18 protein-coding genes are annotated in these 16869 nt (G+C 67.0%); 8 read left to right on the top strand and 10 right to left on the bottom strand.

Annotated elements, in window-relative coordinates; all coding sequences use genetic code 11:
• The 6 genes from QTI51_RS36015 to QTI51_RS35990 form a co-directional block, all read right to left on the bottom strand.
• Nucleotides 1-648: TorF family putative porin (locus tag QTI51_RS36015; protein ID WP_286517895.1), on the bottom strand; the 648-nt coding region annotated here is incomplete at its 3' end.
• 144 nt (nucleotides 649-792) lie between these two features.
• Entirely contained in the window at nucleotides 793-1158 is a 366-nt protein-coding gene (locus QTI51_RS36010) for a hypothetical protein (protein ID WP_286517897.1), read from the bottom strand.
• The gene (locus tag QTI51_RS36005; protein WP_286517899.1) at nucleotides 1139-2161 is read right to left on the bottom strand and encodes a hypothetical protein; all 1023 of its coding nucleotides are present in this window, start codon (nucleotides 2159-2161) and stop codon (nucleotides 1139-1141) included. Before QTI51_RS36005 ends, QTI51_RS36010 begins: the two co-directional genes overlap by 20 nt.
• A 132-nt stretch (nucleotides 2162-2293) precedes the next feature.
• Nucleotides 2294-3712, bottom strand: a complete 1419-nt coding sequence (locus QTI51_RS36000; protein ID WP_286517901.1) for a hypothetical protein — start codon at nucleotides 3710-3712, stop codon at nucleotides 2294-2296.
• A gap of 123 nt (nucleotides 3713-3835) precedes the next feature.
• Nucleotides 3836-4777 (bottom strand): DMT family transporter, encoded by a 942-nt coding sequence (locus tag QTI51_RS35995; RefSeq protein ID WP_286517902.1) that lies wholly within the window; start codon nucleotides 4775-4777, stop codon nucleotides 3836-3838.
• A gap of 114 nt (nucleotides 4778-4891) precedes the next feature.
• Nucleotides 4892-5680, bottom strand: a complete 789-nt coding sequence (locus tag QTI51_RS35990) for a GntR family transcriptional regulator (RefSeq protein ID WP_286517903.1) — start codon at nucleotides 5678-5680, stop codon at nucleotides 4892-4894.
• A 198-nt stretch (nucleotides 5681-5878) separates the two neighbouring features.
• Between QTI51_RS35990 and QTI51_RS35985 the strand changes: the two genes are divergently transcribed.
• From QTI51_RS35985 to QTI51_RS35955, 7 genes are all read left to right on the top strand, one after another.
• On the top strand, nucleotides 5879-6136 hold the full coding sequence (locus QTI51_RS35985; RefSeq protein ID WP_286517905.1) for a DUF3311 domain-containing protein: 258 nt from the start codon (nucleotides 5879-5881) through the stop codon (nucleotides 6134-6136).
• Nucleotides 6133-7608, top strand: coding sequence for a sodium:solute symporter family protein (locus QTI51_RS35980; protein WP_286517908.1), 1476 nt, complete (start codon nucleotides 6133-6135; stop codon nucleotides 7606-7608). The genes QTI51_RS35985 and QTI51_RS35980 overlap by 4 nt, the downstream gene beginning before the upstream one ends.
• A 61-nt stretch (nucleotides 7609-7669) precedes the next feature.
• Nucleotides 7670-8881, top strand: coding sequence for an amidohydrolase family protein (locus tag QTI51_RS35975; RefSeq protein ID WP_286517911.1), 1212 nt, complete (start codon nucleotides 7670-7672; stop codon nucleotides 8879-8881).
• 35 nt (nucleotides 8882-8916) lie between these two features.
• Nucleotides 8917-10164 (top strand): cyanate transporter, encoded by a 1248-nt coding sequence (locus tag QTI51_RS35970; RefSeq protein WP_286517913.1) that lies wholly within the window; start codon nucleotides 8917-8919, stop codon nucleotides 10162-10164.
• 14 nt (nucleotides 10165-10178) lie between these two features.
• Nucleotides 10179-10691 carry a nucleoside deaminase gene (locus tag QTI51_RS35965; protein WP_286547699.1) on the top strand — a complete coding sequence of 171 codons (513 nt, stop codon included), beginning with the start codon at nucleotides 10179-10181 and terminating at the stop codon, nucleotides 10689-10691.
• Nucleotides 10692-10734: 43 nt separating this feature from the next.
• Nucleotides 10735-12018 (top strand): dienelactone hydrolase family protein, encoded by a 1284-nt coding sequence (locus QTI51_RS35960; protein WP_286517916.1) that lies wholly within the window; start codon nucleotides 10735-10737, stop codon nucleotides 12016-12018.
• Nucleotides 12019-12148: 130 nt separating this feature from the next.
• Nucleotides 12149-12406: a hypothetical protein gene (locus QTI51_RS35955; protein WP_286517918.1), complete on the top strand. Its 258-nt coding sequence runs from the start codon at nucleotides 12149-12151 to the stop codon at nucleotides 12404-12406.
• An 89-nt stretch (nucleotides 12407-12495) separates the two neighbouring features.
• Here the strand turns inward: QTI51_RS35955 and QTI51_RS35950 are convergent, their stop codons facing one another.
• On the bottom strand, nucleotides 12496-12933 hold the full coding sequence (locus QTI51_RS35950) for a PaaI family thioesterase (protein WP_286517920.1): 438 nt from the start codon (nucleotides 12931-12933) through the stop codon (nucleotides 12496-12498).
• Nucleotides 12934-12993: 60 nt separating this feature from the next.
• Between QTI51_RS35950 and QTI51_RS35945 the strand changes: the two genes are divergently transcribed.
• Nucleotides 12994-13923 carry an amidohydrolase family protein gene (locus tag QTI51_RS35945; RefSeq protein WP_286517922.1) on the top strand — a complete coding sequence of 310 codons (930 nt, stop codon included), beginning with the start codon at nucleotides 12994-12996 and terminating at the stop codon, nucleotides 13921-13923.
• A gap of 9 nt (nucleotides 13924-13932) precedes the next feature.
• On the opposite strand, the gene QTI51_RS35940 is transcribed toward QTI51_RS35945, so the two are convergent.
• From QTI51_RS35940 to QTI51_RS35930, 3 genes are all read right to left on the bottom strand, one after another.
• A complete protein-coding gene (locus QTI51_RS35940) occupies nucleotides 13933-14712 on the bottom strand; it encodes an ABC transporter substrate-binding protein (RefSeq protein WP_286517924.1) in 780 nt (259 codons plus the stop codon).
• Nucleotides 14713-14720: 8 nt separating this feature from the next.
• On the bottom strand, nucleotides 14721-15767 hold the full coding sequence (locus QTI51_RS35935) for an Ldh family oxidoreductase (RefSeq protein WP_286517926.1): 1047 nt from the start codon (nucleotides 15765-15767) through the stop codon (nucleotides 14721-14723).
• 73 nt (nucleotides 15768-15840) lie between these two features.
• On the bottom strand, nucleotides 15841-16857 hold the full coding sequence (locus QTI51_RS35930; protein ID WP_503011576.1) for a Bug family tripartite tricarboxylate transporter substrate binding protein: 1017 nt from the start codon (nucleotides 16855-16857) through the stop codon (nucleotides 15841-15843).
• Nucleotides 16858-16869 lie beyond the last annotated feature (12 nt).

Below are 16869 nucleotides of genomic sequence, written 5' to 3'. Positions count from 1 at the left end.
GACGTTGTAGTCGACATAGCTCTTGTAGCCCAGGCTGCGGATGTCGCTGGACATGTTGGTGTAGCCCACGGCGGCCTTCAGCGTGACCTTGGGCACGATTTCCTTGCTGTAGGCCAGGTTCAGGTAGCCGGTGTTGGTGCCCTTCAGGCCCGAGCCGGCCTTGTTGCCGGCGTAGCCGAAGTAGTCCTTGGACACGGTGTGCGAGTACTTCAGCGTGAACGAGCCGATGACCTCGCTGGTGTACCCCGCGCTGCCGTACAGCTCCGTGGTGTTGCCGGACGAATTGCCGGGGTAGAGGTAGGTGAGGGCGCCCACGTCCATGTCGAAGGGACCGGCCTTGAACTTGTAGCCGCCGTAGATGTCGCTTTCGATGGTGTTGCCCTTGAGCCAGTTGACGCTCGAATTCCAGTTGCCCACATAGAAGCCGCTGTCGCCGAAGGCGTAGTCCAGGCCGCCCTGGATGGCGGGCTTGAAGCCCTTGGTCTTGGCGTAGTCGTTCTTGCCGAGCATGTCCTGGTCCTGCCCGCGGAATTTGTAGTCGGTGGTGAGGGCCACGTTGCTGGCGAGCTGCGCGCTGGCGAGCAGGGGCAGGGCGACGAGGGTGGGGAGAACGAGCACCGGGAAAGCGATGCGAAGAAGGTTGTTCATGAGTGGAAAACTTGATGAATGTCGGTGAGCCGGCAGCGTAGAAGGCCGGGTCTAAAAGCCGTGTAAAAAATGCGCGTGCGGGCGCAAAATTTCTGAGTGCCGGTGTTCCGGCAAGCACCCGCCAGCAAGGTCGTCGCAATGCACCTAGGCGGGTGGCGCGATGGGGGAGGGCATGGTGTCGAACTTTGGATACTGTCCCGTCGGATGCACGTCGAAATAGCAATCGAAGAGAAAACTGTTCGACCCTGGCGGGTTCGCGACTTGCGTTTGAGGGACGTGCCGACTGCCAGCCCTGATCGACAGGTAGTTGGTGGTCGACGGGGTCGAAAACACGACGACCTCGCAGGCGCCCCCTTTCATGCCATCGTTTCGAACCAGGTACTGGAGCGTCGGTATGTACTTTTGCGAACGCGCGTCGATCGGCATGCCGCATGCGATCAGGAAGTCGACGACGTACCTGGCCTCATCGAGCTGCGAGGTCCGAAGGGTCTCATAGCTCTCGTATGCCATCTTGTAGTCGGAGACAAACGTCGATGCCGAATGCCACGCCACCGAACGGATTGTTGTCGAGGCGGGGGCGCTGCTCACCTTCTGAATAGGAGCGCGCAGAACCGGTCGACTTCTTCCTGACAAGAACAGCCATTGTCTGATTCAACGTCGCCACCCAATACTGGACCGAGTCGATCGTCGTGGACTGGGTTAGCGGAAAGTCGATGCTCGACACATTGCGTTTGGGCCACATTCCCATGGGTCGAACATTGTTGGCCCCCACCGGGCTGAAGTTGTCGATCAGGTGAACATAGTTTTCAGCCCTGTAGAACGGCAATTCCGGGGGGAGAATTATTGGCCATATCGCCGGCAACGGGTCTGGAACGGATCCATCCTGTTCCTTCTTCAGGATCTGCGCACTTCCTGGAAGCAAGGTCAGCTTTCCGTATCTTTCCTGCGGAAACAGGTCGATCAGCGTGCGCACATGCCTCTGCACCTCGGTGATGCAGGTCTCGGAAAAGATCCGGATGTCTTCCTGGTTCTCGATCGCGTCCCAATTGACGTTCCAGAAAAATTCCGGGGCCACGAAGTAACAGATGTCGGTCGGTGCGCTCTGCTTCGGGAGGCCTTCTGCCAGTGCGTCGCGCAGCAACTCGAACTTCGATTGCAATGCACGCTGGGTGTAGGTCTTCATGTCTTCGGTCGCCAGGCGTTGATGGGCGGGCGGACGGAAAGTGGGTGTCTGCAAGTTCAGAACGCGCGCGTGTGTGATGCCCTTGCCCGACGAACCGTCCGCTGGCGCTGGCGCTGCAACGGGGGCCGGTGCGAGTGCAGGTGCGGGTGCGGAGGCAGATGCCGTGGGCGCGGGCGGGGGCATGAGCGGCTCGCTGCTGCCTCCGCCACCACATGCGCTCAGCAGCGCGGACGATCCGAGCGGCATCGCCAACCCGGCGCCCAGGATGGCGCGCCTGCGCGTTCCTTGAGAGAACCTCTTCTCCGAGTCAGACTTGTCTTGATGAGCCATGGCGGCAACTCCCTGGTATTTGTTATTGCGCGAAATGCGCGAAATGCGCGAAATGCGCGAAAGGACGCGAAAAGCTCGTGCAACGTCCGTGCCGAACGGGCGCGGTCTCGTTGCCTTCGAACGGGTTGAAAACTAGGCAGAAGGCGGCGTGAGGGCAGAGGGCATCGACTCGATCATTTCCGGGTACTGCCCTGCCGGATGCACGTTGAAATAGGAGTCGAAGAGAACGCTGCTCGGCCTTCGCAGAGTCGCTACGCGGGTTTGCCGAATGCGCAACTTTTGGGATCGCGTTGGAATTCCGTTGACGATCTTCGGTGCCGCGAGCAAGAGGATTTCGCAGATGAGAGCAGCCGAGCCGTCGTTTCGAACCACGTACTGGACCGTGGGCGCGAACCCGTGCGTGCTCACATCGAAAGTGGCTGATGTTCCCCGTGAGATCAGGAAGTTGATGACGTAGTCGGGCTCCTTGATCTGCGATGCCCGAAGGTAGTCGGTGCTGCTGTACGCCGTGTCGTAGTCGCCGCCGATATCGATGCCGAAAGCCACGCCGTCCTCCGGCTCGTTGTCGAACCCCTGGTGCTGCGTTCCGTGTGCATCGGAGCGTCCTGTTGCCGCGGACTTTTTCCTGACGACGATGCCGAGCACGCTGTTCAGTCGCGTGAACCAGCTGTCCACGACGTCGGCCGATGCGTCGCTCACGCTTGGAAAGTCCCTTCTCGAGATGCTTTGCTTGGGCCACGTTGCAAGCGGCCTGGCCGCACCGGCGTCTGCTTTGCTGAAGTTGTCGATCACCAGGACGTAGTTCGTTGCTTCGTAGATCGGGAAATCCGAAAATTTCCTGCCGTTCCTGAGCCACGTGGAAACTGGCGTCGACATCGGGTCCGGCACCGTGCCCGCTTGCTGTCTTTTCAGCACCTGCAGGGTTCCGGGAAGCAAGGTCAGTTTTCCGTGCAGTTCCTGCGGAAAGAGGTCGATCAATGCGCGCACATGCCTCTGGACTTCGACCATGCAGGTCTCGGAAAAGATGCGGATGTCGTCCTGGTTCCTCATTGCATCCCAGTTCACGTTCCAGAAAAGTTCCGGCGCTACGAAGTAGCAAAGATCGGCGGGCGAGCTCTGCTTGGGAAGCCCTTCGGTCAACGCATCCCGGAGAATTTCGAACTTTGCCTGCAAGGCGCGCTGCGCATAGGTCTGGATGTCTTCAGTTGCCAATCGCTGGTTGCTGGGAGGGCTGGAGGTCGATGTCTCAAGATTCAACACGCGCACGCGCTTCAGATTCGGCTGGACTTCCTGCTCCTCCGCTTCAGCGGGATAGGGTGGCGACGACTCGACGGGTTCTGTTTGCGTTGCAACGGGCGTGCTTGCAGGGGACGGGTCTGCGGCCGCCGCCATGGCGGCGATGGGCGTGAACGGATCGTTGCCTCCGCCACCACATGCCGCCAACCAGGCGGTCGAGCCGAGTGGAACCGCAAGGCCAGCCCTCAGAACCGAACGACGATTCGTTCCCTGAACAAGCCGTTTCTCCGAATCGGACTTCTCTTGTTGAGCCATGTAGGCAACTCCCTGTTTGTTGTTTGCGCGACGGCGCGAAAAACTTCCGCAACATCCGTGCCAAATTTGGCAGTGCACCAACAGAAATGCACCCGCACCAACAGGGAGTGTGTTAGCAAGAATTCAAACTTTGTGAGCTTCGTTAAGTACTGCTCTTTGTTTGACAGGAATCGTCATGGCGATCACTCCCGCCACGATGCAGGCGAGGCCCATCCATGCCGTGGCGACCAGCGTCTCGCCCAGAAACACCACGCCGATTCCCACCCCGATCGGCACGCGCAGATACGCCTGCGCCGCGGTCGACATCGGCCCCAGCGTCTTGATGAGCCTGAAGTAGAGGGTGAAGGCCAGCGCGGTCGACAGCACCGCCAGTGCCAGCACGGCCCCCATCGATCCGGGCGACGGCGACAGCGTCCAGGGCCTGTCGATCAGCAGGCTCGCGGGCAGCAGCATGGCCGCGCCGCTCAGCAGCGAGCCGGCGGCCGGCACCATCGGGTCCAGGCCCTTGAACACGCGCCCGAACATCGCGGCGCAGCCGTAGCAAACGGCGGCCACCACCAGCCCCAGCTGCGCAAGAAGCGAATGCCCGAGCCCGTTCAATGCCTCGAACCCGACGATCAGGCAGATGCCGGCCAGCCCCGCGCCCACGCCGAACAGGCGGCGCAGGGTCGGCCTGTCGGCACCGCCCAGCACCAGCCCGAGCAGGAAGATGAAGATGGGCGAGGTCGAGTTGAGGATGGTCGCCAGGCCCGCGTCGACGCTGCGCTCGGCCCACGCGATGAGCGTGAACGGCAGCACGCTGTTCAGGCAGGCCTGCAGCGCGAAGCGGCGCCACGTGGCGGCATCGGTCGGCAAGCGCACGCCGCGCATGCGCAGCACCGCGAGCAGCAGCAGGCCGGCGACCAGGGTGCGCGCGGCGATCAGCGTGACGGGCGGGATGGTCGCGACACCGATCTTGATGAAGGTGTACGACGCGCCCCAGCAGGTCGCGAGCACCGCGAGCAGTGCCCATTCGAGGGCAGGGGCGTGGGGTCGGCTTGAAGCGGCGAGGGCGGGGCTTTGCATGGTTCGCCGATCTTCGCGAGACCGGCCCACCGACACTTCGCTGGCGAGCGAAATGTGCACGCCCCGCTGGAGAGCGAAATGTGGACGCCCCGCTGCTAGCGGAGCGTAAATGCCTCAGTGGCTGTGGTCGTGCCCGCGGTGCGGCGCGTTGCCACCGCTGCCACCACCATTCAGCAGCGTCGCCAGGTCCACCTCCTGCTCCGCCGCCGCGCCCGCGATCACGCGCTGCTCCAGCTCGTCCAGGTGTTCCATCGCAATGGCGATGGCCTTGTCCAGCGACTTGCCGGTGAGCGCCTCGATGATCTGTTCATGCTCGCGCGGCGCGCAGCTCGCGGCCTCGGCCGAGTCGTACAGGGCCTTGTAGAGCTCGGTGTTCGAAATCAGCCGCTGGATGTACGACAGCAGCTCGTCGCTGCCCGCCATCTGCGCGAGCAGCAGGTGGAAGTCGCCGGCCAGGCGAATGGAGTCTTCGCGCCGACCTTCCTTGAACGCCTTCTGCTCCGCCTGCACATGCTTGCGCAGCGCGGCCACCTGCTCGCGCGCGAGCTGGCCGAACAGCGTGGTGATGAGCCCGGCCTCCACGATGCGCCGCGCGCGGTAGATGCCGCGCATGTCGGCGATCGACGGGTTGGGCACGAAGGCGCCGCGGTTGTGCTCCAGCACCAGCCGCTTTTCCGAGCCCAGCCGCGCGAGCACCTTGCGCACCGCGCCGCGCGTGCAGCCCAGCGCCTCGGCCAGCGCGCGCTCGCGCAGCGGGGTGCCGGGGCGCAGCTTGCCGCTCAGCAGGGCCTTGGACACGGCGGCGTACACGCGCTCGTCCACGTTGGCGTCGTCTGACTCCATGGCCTCGGTGAGCTCCGGCGGTTCGGTGGGGGCGGGTGGTTTGCGTGCGGTGGAAGGCATGGGCATGGAAAAGAGCGGGGCAATTATTGCCCGCACCCCCGTTGCATACGGCTTCACCCCACGGCCCCCGGGAAATCCCCCGGATTGACGCGGCCCGCCCCGCTCCGTACCATTCGCCTCGTTTGGTTAACCAAAATAATATTTATGGTCAACCAAAATGGATTCAACTCTCAACCAAACCCGAATCGAGGCTCCCCGATGAAATCCGTCAAATGGCTGGCCGCGCTGCCCGTCGTCGCCTTCTTCAGCGGCGGCTGGCTCTCGTCGGTCGCGCCCACCTTCGTGCTCGGCATGCCCTTCCTGATGGTGTGGAACGTCAGCTGGCTGGTGCTGACCTCGCTCATCATGGTGCTCATCGACCGCGCCGAAGGCGACCTGGATGCCATCGACGCGGCTCACGCGGCTCACGCGGCTGATGCAGCGGTCGCGCTGCGCGCGCAGGGAGACGCCCGATGAACGCTGCTCTCGGCGTGATCGCGCTGTTCGTCATCGGCGCGCTGGGCCTGGCGGTGCTTGCGCGCCGCGGGCGCACCATGAGCCTGGAGCAGTGGGCGCTCGGCGGGCGCGGGCTGGGCGCCATCATGGTGTTCCTGCTGATGGCGGGCGAGTCGTTTTCCACCTTCACCTTCCTGGGCGCCAGCGGCTGGTCTTACAGCAAGGGCACGCCGGCCTTCTACATCCTGGCCTACGGCGGGCTGGCCTACCTCATGGCCTTCTGGATGCTGCCGGCCGTGTGGCGCTACGCCACCACGCACAAGCTGGTGTCGTTCTCGGACTTCTTCGCGCACAAGTACAACAGCCGCCCGCTCGGCGTGCTGGTGTCCGTGGTGGCGCTCATGGGCATGGTGGCGCTGCTCACCATCCAGCTGCGCGGGCTGGGCATCATCGTGTCGGAGGCCTCGTACGGCACCATTGCGCCGCAGGTGGCCATCTGGATCGGCACGGTGGTCATGGTCAGCTACATCCTGTTCTCGGGCATCCACGGCTCGGCCAGCATCGCCATCGTGAAAGACGTGCTCATCCTCGCGCTCGCCGTGTTCCTGGGGCTTTACCTGCCGTGGCACTACTACGGCGGCGTCACGCCCATGTTCACGGCCATCCACGCCGCGAACCCCACGTTCTTCGAGTTCCCGAAGGAAGGCCTGAACCTCACCTGGTACAACTCGACCATCCTGCTCACCGCGCTGGGCTACTACCTGTACCCGTTCAACCTCACCTCGGTGTACGCGGCCAAGAGCGCGAGCGCGGTGCGCCGCAACACCATCCTGATGCCGCTGTACCAGGTGGTCATCGCCTTCCTGTTCCTGGTGGGTTTCGCGGCCATCCTGCAGGTGCCGGGGCTGAAGGGCGCGGAGGTCGACCTGGCCCTGTTCGGGCTGGTCAAGCACACCTTCGACCCGTGGTTCGTGGGCGTCATCGGCGGCACGGGCGTGCTCACGGCGCTGGTGCCGGGCTCGATGATCCTGCTGACCGCCTCCACCGTGATCGGCAAGAACGTCTACAAGGAAGGCTTCGCCCACAACGCCACCGACAAGCAGGTGTCGCGCGTGGCGCGCGGCGTGCTGCCGGTGTTCGCGCTGGTGGCGGTGTACTTCGTGCTGCGCGGCGGCACCACCATCGTGGCGGTGGCCATCTTCGCGTCCAGCCTGCTCACGCAGCTGCTGCCTTCGCTGCTGTTCAGCCTCATGAAGAAGCCTTTCGGCAACAAGCACGCGGCTTTCGCGGGCATCCTGGCGGGCGGCGCGGTGCTCGGTTTCATGATGACGACGGGCTCCAACCTGGGTACGCTGTTTCCCGCGGCGCCGGTGGTGTTCAAGTCGCTCAACACCGGCCTGGTGGCGCTGGCGACCAACGCGCTGGTGTTCGTGATCGTCGCGCTGTTCACGGCACGCGCCGTGCCGCGCGGCGTGTCCGCGCAACCGGCCTGACCTGTCGCCCTGAGCTGCCGCCCTGACCTGCCGCCCGATGTCCTTGAAAGAACCCGACCCCATGTCCTCGCTCCTCATCCGCAATGTTCGCCCCATGGGCTCCCCTGGTGGTCCGGCCGTCGACGTGCGCGTGCAGGACGGCCGCATCGCCGAGGTCGGCCCCGCGCTCGCCGCGCCGGCCGCCACGCCGGTGGAAGAGGGCGGTGGCGCCTTGCTGCTGCCCGGCCTGGTCGAAGGCCACACCCACCTCGACAAGACGATGTGGGGCATGGACTGGTACCGCAACGAGGTCGGCACCAACCTCACCGACAAGATCGACAACGAGCGCGCCTTTCGCCATGCCAGCGGCCACGACGCCGCCGCGCAATCGAAGGTGCTGGCCAAGGCCTTCCTCGCGCTGGGCACCACGCGGCTGCGCACGCATGTGGACGTGGACACCCAGGCCGGCCTGCGCCACCTCGAAGGCACCTTGCGCACGCGCGAGGCGCTGCGCGAGGTGCAGCAGATCCAGCTGGTCGCGTTCCCGCAGTCGGGCCTGCTGGGCCGCTCCGGCACCGCTGAGCTGCTCGACGAGTCGCTCGCCATGGGCGCCGACGTGCTCGGCGGCCTCGACCCCTGCGCCATCGACGGCGACCCGGTGAAGTCGCTCGACGTGCTCTTCGGCATCGCGCACAAGCACCAGCGCCCGCTCGACATCCACCTGCACGAGCCCGGCGCCATGGGCGCGTTTTCGCTCGACCTGATCCTGCAGCGCACCAAGGCGCTGGGCATGCAGGGCAAGGTGGCGATCAGCCACGGCTTCTGCCTGGGTGACGTAGGCGAACGCGAGCGCGAAGCCCTGCTCGCACGCATGGCCAAACTGGGCGTGGTTCTCGTCACCAGCGCGCCGCCTTCGCGCAGCGTGCCGCCGCTGCTGGCCTGCCGCCAGGCCGGCGTGACGGTGCTCGGCGGCAACGACGGCATCCGCGACACCTGGTCGCCGTACGGCAACCCCGACATGCTCGAGCGCGCCATGATCATCGGCCTGCGCTACAACCTGCGCCGCGACGACGAGCTCGAAGTGGCGCTCGACACCGTCACCCATTCCGGCGCGCGCGGCTGCGGCTTCGAGCAGTACGGGCTGGTGCCGGGCAACCGCGCCGACCTGGTGCTGGTCGACGCGCAGACCGTGGCGCAGGCCGTGGTCGCTCGCCCCGTGCGCCGGCTGGTGGTGTCGGGCGGGCGCGTGGTGGCGCGCCAGGGCGTGCTGCAGCCCGAGGTCGCGGCCTTGTGACGGTGCGGCGCGGCAGCAAGGACGGCGATGGCGGCATGGCCTTCGCCGTCGTCATCGTGCTGGTGGCGCTCAACCTGCGCGCCTTTCTCACCTCGAGCAGCCCGCTGCTGGCGGCCATCCGGCAGGCCACGGGCATCAGCTTTCATGCGGTCGCGTTGCTCACGGTGCTGCCGATGTTCGCCATGGGCGCCATGTCGCTCGTCGGCGCGGCGGTGGGGCAGCGCGTGGGCGCGCGTGCCGGCATTGCCTGCGGGCTGGCGGCCATCGCGGTTGCCTGCGCGAGCCGCTACGTGGCGGGCGGCGCGGCGGCCTTGCTGTGGAGCGCGGCGCTCGCGGGCGCGGGCGTGGGGCTGGTGCAGGCGCTGATGCCCGGCGTGGTCAAGCAGGCCTACCCCACGCGCATCGGCGTGATGACGGGGCTGTACTCCGCCGCCATCATGGGCGGCGGCGGCCTCGGTGCCATGGCCAGCCCGTGGGTGGCGCACGCGTTCGGCGGCGCGCAGCCCGACTGGCATGCGGGCCTGGCCATCTGGGCGCTGCTCGCGACCTTCGCGCTGCTGTACTGGCTGAACATGCGGCGCGTGCAGTTCACCACCGACACGCCGCGCCAGAACCTCTCGTGGCTGCGCTGCTTCGGCAACCGCCGCGCATGGCTGCTGGCCGTGTGCTTCGGCCTCATCAACGGCGGCTACACCAGCCTGGTCGCGTGGCTGCCGCACTTCTATGCGCAGCAGGGCTGGAGCGCGCAGCAGGGCGGCTCGGTGCTCGCGCTGATGACGCTGGCGCAGGTGGTCGCCGCGCTGGCCATGCCCGCCATCGCGCGCAGCCGGGGGCGCGACATGCGGCCCTGGCTGGTGCTCACGCTGCTCGCGCAGCTCGCGGGCTTTGCCGCGCTCACCTTCGAGGCGCCCGTGCCGGCGCCGGCCGTCGCCGTGGTGCTGGGCTTCGGCCTGGGGGGCGCGTTCGCGCTGTGCATGGTGCTGGCGCTCGACCACCTGGGCGACCCGGCGCAGGCCGGCGCGCTGGCGGGCTTCATGCAGGGCGTGGGCTTCATGATCGCGGCGCTCGCGCCCTTCGTCACCGGCTGGGTGCGCGAGCACACCGGCGGCTTCACGCTCGCGTGGGCCTACCTGGGCGCGGTGGTCGTGGTGCTGCTGCCGCTGATGCTGTGCTTCGACCCGGGCCGCTATGCCAGGTCGATGGCGGGCCTGTTCGCACCGCAGCCATCCTCGCCGCACACCCACTCACCCGTCCACGCGCTCGACAGCGCCAGAAAGGCCTGACCCCTATGACCCCCATGACCCCCATGACCCGCATGTACCACCAGCCCTTCATGCAACGCGCGCTCGCTCTGTCCGCACAGGCGCTGAGCGTGCCCGGCACCGAGCCCTTCGGTGCCGTGGTCGTGAAAGACGGCGCCATCGTCGGCGAAGGCTTCAACCACTCCGTCGCGCATTCCGACCCGACCTCGCACGGCGAGATCGAGGCCATTCGCGACGCCTGCCGCAAGCTGGGCACGGTCGACCTCGCGGGCTGCGAGATGTACACCTCGTGCGAGCCCTGCGCCATGTGCGTGGCGGCCATGCACATCGCGGGCATCGGCCAGCTGTACTACGCAGCCTCGCTCGCGCAGTCGGGCGACGCCTTCGAGGGCGTGAGCGTGGCGGCGAGGCACCCCATCGACGTCGAGGCGCTGCGCGCCGAGGCAGGTGCCACGCTGGAGCAGCGCAAGCTGCCCGCGGAACAGGAGCTGGCCGACGACGCCGTGCGGATTCTTTCGGACTGGGCTGCCTCGCGCCGGGTGGGCTGAACGGGCCGCGCTTGTGATTCAATCCCCCGAAAAACTTCGAGGGATGCTTGTGAAGCGAATGTTTGTTGGCGCGCTCCTGCTCGCCGTTTGCATGGCCGCGTCGGCTCAGACTGCATGGCCCAGCTACATCGGCGATCTGCCGCGGGCGGTGTCGGAGAGTGCTGTGGCGGCAGAGTTGCCGCCGCAGGTGACTGCCCTGGCCGAAGACACCGCTGCGTCGGCTGCACCCGCTGTGCCCGCCGAGCTCGCACGGTGGCGCGGCGTCTGGAGCGGCTGGGCTTGCCGCGGCGCGGGCTGCGACATCAAGATTGCCATTCGCGAGCTTTCCGCCACGGGCGCGACTGTCACCTACGCAGGCGCCAGCCCGCAGCAGACCGTGGTCGACGAAGCGCCGGGCCGCTTCGAAAAAGACGAACTCCACGTGCGCCTGAAGACCGGCGCCGAACTCGTGCTGCGCCTGCGCGACGACGGCGACATGGAAATGGGAATCTGGCGGCCCGAGTCGCAGCTGCTGTCCGCGGGCGTGCTGTCGCGGCGCCCGCCCGCCTATGTGCGACGCGTCGAATGGCTGGAGACCCCGTTCACCGAGAACGGCAAGCCGGTGCGCCTGGAGATGGTCGTGCACCGGCCCGAAGGTGATGGGCCCTTTCCGACCCTTGTCATGAACCATGGATCGACGGGCATCGGCAATCGCCCGGAATGGTTCGGGTTGACCTGGGTCAGCCCGGAGGTGAGCGCGTTCTTCGTCGCGCGCGGCTGGCAGGTCATCTATCCGCAGCGCCGTGGCCGCGGTCATTCGGACGGCCTGTACGACGAGGGCTTCGAAACGGACCGCTCGCGCTACAGCTGCCGGGCGGCGCTCTCGTTGCCCGGTGCAGACCGCGCGCTGGCGGACATCCAGGTAGCGATGACGCACATTCGGCAACGCAGCGATGTGGACGCACGGCGCGTGGTGATCGGCGGCGTGTCGCGCGGCGGCATTCTTGCGACGGCCTATGCAGGACTGCATCCCCGGGAAGTGGTGGGCGCGATCAATTTCGTGGGCGGCTGGATCGGCGCGCTCTGCCCGGACGCTGCCAAGGTGAACGGCGAACTCTTCACGCGTGGTGCCTCCTTCCCCGGCCCGACGCTCTGGCTCTACGGAGAGGCCGACCCGTATTACCCCATTGCCCACAGTCGCGCCAACTTCAACGCGTTCCGGTCGGCAGGTGGAACCGGCACGTTCGAAGTGCTCATGCCGCCCAAAGGGCTCGACGGCCACGGCACCTACACCGTGCAACGGCTTTGGGGCGCGTCCGTGGATGCGTACCTCGGGAAGATTCACTGAGGGTTCAGCCCAGGGCTCGGGTTGCGCTGTCGGGCTTGTACGCCACGCGATGCGCGGTCACGGCTGACACGACGGCGCTGAAGTCGATGCAACCATGAGACCTGATTTCAACAACCCGGAGGACCGCTCAATGAACAAAGCCCTGATCGCCATCGCCACGTCGCTCACCCTGCTCGCCGCCGGCACCGCCAGCGCGCAGATCGGCAAGGCCGCCTCCGAGGCGACCGACGCCGCGCAGCACAAGATCGACGAGAAGCAGGCCGACAGCAAGGCCAAGAAGAGCGGCCCCGTGGGCAAGGCCGTGAACAACGTCAAGTCGGGTTATCACAAGAACCGCTCGAAGGCGTCGGCCAACAAGGCCAAGCAGTCGCTGAAGAACGCGGGCTGATCCACGCTTCGCCGATGAAGGGCATGCCGCCTTGCGCGGCGTGCCCTTCGTCGTTCATGAGCGACGCGTGATGATGGGTGAGGCGTCGTTCAGCCTGCGCGGCGAACGTTGACCACCGTCGCCTGCATCATCGCGACCACCTTGTACGCGGTGGCGCCGTCGGTGAACGCACGCACTTCGCCCGTGCACACCGACAGCAGCTTGCCCGCGCTCTGCACCTTGCCCACGGCCACGAAGCGCGTGCCCAGCGCGGGGCGCATGAAGTTGATCTTGAACTCGGCCGTCACCACGTCGAACTCCGCCGGTGCCGTCGTCAACGCGGCATAGCCGCACGCGCTGTCGACGATGCTGGTGACCGCGCCCGCGTGCACGAAGCCCTGCTGCTGCGAGAGCGCCAGCGAGAACGGCATGGCGATGTGGACCTCGCCTTCGCCCACGAAAACGAGGCTGGCGCCCAGCGTCTTCATGAGGCCTTGCGAGCCGAAGCTGTCGGCAATGCGCGTCTGGGTTGTCGGGGTATTGCTCATGGGTGCGTGCGGAGTCTCGAATAATTCAGGTTCTACCATCCGCGACCCCGAGAGGACCCCATGCGCGCTCCCGCGACCCTCGCCAGCCTGCTGCTGGCCGCCTCTTCGATCCTGGTGTCGCAAGCCTTCGCGCAGGCCGCAACACAGGCGCCTACACAGGCTCCCGCAAAGGCGCCGTACGACGGCCCGCTGTTCGACACCCACCTGCACTACAACCAGGAAGCATGGGACGGCAACACCGGCCCGTACCCGCCCGCCGAAGCGCTGGCGCGCATGCAGCGCAACAACGTGAAGGCCATCGTCGCCAACTCGCGCCCCAACGCCGGCACGCAGACGCTGGCCGCGGCAAAGGAAACGCGCGAGGCCGGCGTGCGCGTGGTGCCTTTCGTGCGCCTGTACCGCAACCGCGACGACTACGGCAACTGGTTCCGCGACGACACCATCCACGACATGGTGCAGGCCGAACTCGCACGCGGCACGCCCAGCGGCCCCTACCGCGGCCTGGGCGAGTTCCACCTGTTTGACAGCGCCAATGCCAACGGCCCCGTGGCCAAGAAGCTCATTGCCCTGGCCGAGCGCCAGAAGCTCGCGGTGCTCGCGCACGTGGACGACGAGGCCATCGACCTGCTGATGGCCAATGCCCCGTCGAAGGGGCGGGACCTGCGCCTCATCTGGGCGCACACCGGCATCGGCGGCACGCCCATCGCGCGCGTGCACGCGCTGCTGGAGCGCTACCCGCTGCTGATGGGCGAGCTGTCTTACCGGCCCGGGCTCACCTGCGAGGGCGGCACGCTGTGCCCCGAGTGGCGCGCGCTCATCCTCAAGTACCCCGAGCGCTTCCTGGTCGGCTCCGACACCTGGGTCAACCAGCGCTGGAGCGCCTACGACGACATCATGCGCGGCTACCGCGTGTGGCTGGGCGACCTGCCGCCCGATGTGGCGCAGCGCATTGCGTGGGGCAATGCGGCTGCGTTGTTCGACCTGCGGTAGAACTTCGGCTCAGCCCGCCTCGGCTTCCTGCGCAGGCGCCACCTGTGCGCCCTCGATGCGGTGGCTGGACATCGACGCCGCGACGAAGCCGGTCGACTTCATCTCCTCGACAAAGGCACGCACGCAGTTCGCGGCCTCCAGGCCCCGGCTGCGCGGAACCCCCATCGCCTGCTGGATCACCATGAACCGCCCCGGCAGCAGCCGCAGCCCCGGCAGCCGCGCTGCGTCCGCAGCCAGTTGCTGGCGAACGCCCGCGGCCACGTCGGCCTCCTGCGCGATGAACTCGTCGACCACTGCCGGCGACGTGTTCGCCCGCACGATGCCGGCATGGGCGAGTTCGCGGCTCAGGAACAGGTCGTAGGCGCTGCCCTTGCCCACCATGACCTTCACGCCCTCGGCATCGACCTGTTCGTTGGCCTGGATGGCGGAGCCTTCCCGGACGAGGTAGCTCCCCTCGATCAGGATGTACGGGGCCGTGAACAGCAGGCCTTCGCCGCGCAGCGGGTCGATCGCGAAGAAGCCGACGTCCGCCTGCTCGCCGGTGACGGCCGCGACCGACTTGCCTGCCGCGTCGAACACCACCGGCTGCAGCGCGACGCCCAGGCGTCTTGCAAGCGCGTTCGCCAGGTCGACCGACACGCCCGCGGCCTGGGCGGTGGCGGCGTTCCAGTGGGCCAGTATGGGGTTGCCGAGGTTGATGGATGCGCGCAGCACGCCGGTGGGGGCGAGCGCACGGCGGATCGGGTCGTCGATGGCCGTGTTCATCTTCGTGGTCGTGGTTGTGGTCATCGTTCGGGTCATGCGTTCGCCGCGTGTTGCTCGAGCAACTCGCGCACGGCCGGGTCCAGTGCCAGCCCGTCCCGGCGGTGGCGCTCGAGGTTGTTCAGCTCGATCTCGCCGGGCACCAGCACCGGGCGGTCCGTCTCGGCCGGTGGGCTGCCGTGAAGGATCGCCGCGAAGTCGTTCATGCGATGCGCCAGCCATTCGCCGGAACCCAGCCGCGATGCGTCGATGAGGATGAAGAAATGCCCGAGGTTCTGCGGCTCGTCGGGCGCGTCGACCCACGACTTCACGTGCGTGAGGTAGGCCGCGCCAGAGAGCAGGCCAGCGAACAGGTCGACGAGCAGCGCCAGGCCGTATCCCTTGTGGCCGCCGATAGGAAGCAGGAACCCGTCCAGCGCCGCGGCCGGGTCGGTGGTGGCGCGGCCGGCCTTGTCGGTGGCCCAAGTCTGCGGAATCGATTCGCCGCGCTTGAGTGCGTTGCGAATCTTGGCGCGGGCCGCCACGCTGATGGCCATGTCCAGCAGAAAGGGCCTGCCCTGCGGGTTCGGCACGCCGAAGCCGACCGGGCTGTTTCCAAGCCGCGCGTCGCTGCCGCCCCATGGCGCGATGGTCGTGGTGGCGTTGCTGCCGATGATGCTGGCAAAGCCGGCCTCCGCGGCTATCAGCGAATACGGCGAGACGGGACCGAAGTGGTTGCTGCCGCGCGCAAAGGCAATGCCCACGCCCGCCTGCTTCGCCGTGGCCATCGCCGCTTCGAGGGCGCGCATGCCCACCAGCGGCCCCACGCCGTTGTCACCGTCGACCCGCACGATGGCAGGCGCGACCTGTTCGACCTGGATGCTCGGCCGCGCCTTGATGCCGTTCACGCGCAGCCGGTCGCCGTACGACTCGATGCGGCTGAGCCCGTGCGTGGACAGGCCGAAGAGGTCCGCCATGACGAGCACACGCGCCACGTCGTGCGCGTCCTTGGGTTCAAGGCCCAGGCCGGTGAAGGCTCGGGTGCCGAGCGTCATCAGTTCGGATTCGCTGAGCGCCCGCTGTTCTGCAATGGTGGTGTTCATGGTGTCGTTGCGTTGAAAAAAATGATCTGGGCGATTTGCCTTGACGCCTTGCCGTGGTGCCTTGCCTTGACGCTCACTCGGCCCGCAGGCCCGCCTTGCGAACCACCGTTCCCCATCGCTCGCGTTCGGCCTTGATGAAGCCGGCGAACTCCGTGGGGCCCATGGGCGACGCGGTGCTGCCTTCGTCTTCGAGCCGCGCGCGAACGGCGGGCACGTTCAGCGCCTTGACCGCGGCGTCGTGCAGGCGCGCGACAACGTCGGGCGGTGTCCTGGCGGGAGCGAGGATTCCGAACCACTGCGAACTGTCGAACCCCGGATAGCCGAGTTCGGCCACCGTGGGCGTGTTCGGCAGCGCGGCCAGCCGCTGTGGCGAGCCGCTCGCGATGATCCGGATCTTTCCGGCCTTTGCCTGGGCGACGAAGCCCGGCGGGCCCGCGGCGGCCGCGTCGGTGTTGCCGGCCAGCAGGTCGTTGAGCTGCGCGCCGGTTCCCTTGTAGGGAACGTGCGTGACGTCGATGCCGGCGGTGACCTTCAGCATCTCGAACGCGAGGTGTCCAGCGCTGCCGTTGCCTGCGGAGCCGTAGTTCAGCTTGCCGGGCCGGGCCTTGGCCAGCGCCACGAACTCCGCCAGGTTCTGCGCCGGCACCTTGGCGCCGACCGCGAAGACCATGGGCACTTTCGCCAGCAAGGCGACAGGCGCAAAGTCTTCCTCGCGGTAGGGGAGCTTCGCGAACATGGCGGGGTTGACGGCCAGCGTGCCGACATGCCCGAGCACCACGTTGTAACCGTCGGGCGCCGCGCGGGCCACCTCCTGCATGGCGATGATTCCGGACGCTCCCGCCTTGTTGTCCACCACCACGGCCTGTCCAAGAATCTTGCCCATTTCGCTGGCAAGCAGGCGGGCGATGACGTCGGAGCTGCCGCCCGGGCCATACGGCACCACCAGGCGCACCGGCTTCTCCGGCCAGGCGGCGTGTGCCAGCGGCAGGCTCGCGGCCATCACCGCAACCGACGCGAGGCCCAAGGCGCGACGCAGGGTCGCAAAAAACGGGCGTTGTTGCCAACGGCCCGCGCGGGGTGAAAGTGTCATTCGATGTCTCCT

Source organism: Variovorax sp. J22G73 (assembly GCF_030317035.1).
Taxonomy (GTDB): Bacteria; Pseudomonadota; Gammaproteobacteria; order Burkholderiales; family Burkholderiaceae_C; genus Variovorax.
The sequence above is the reverse complement of the archived record's forward strand: the minus strand, read 5'-3'. Positions and strand labels throughout refer to the sequence as shown.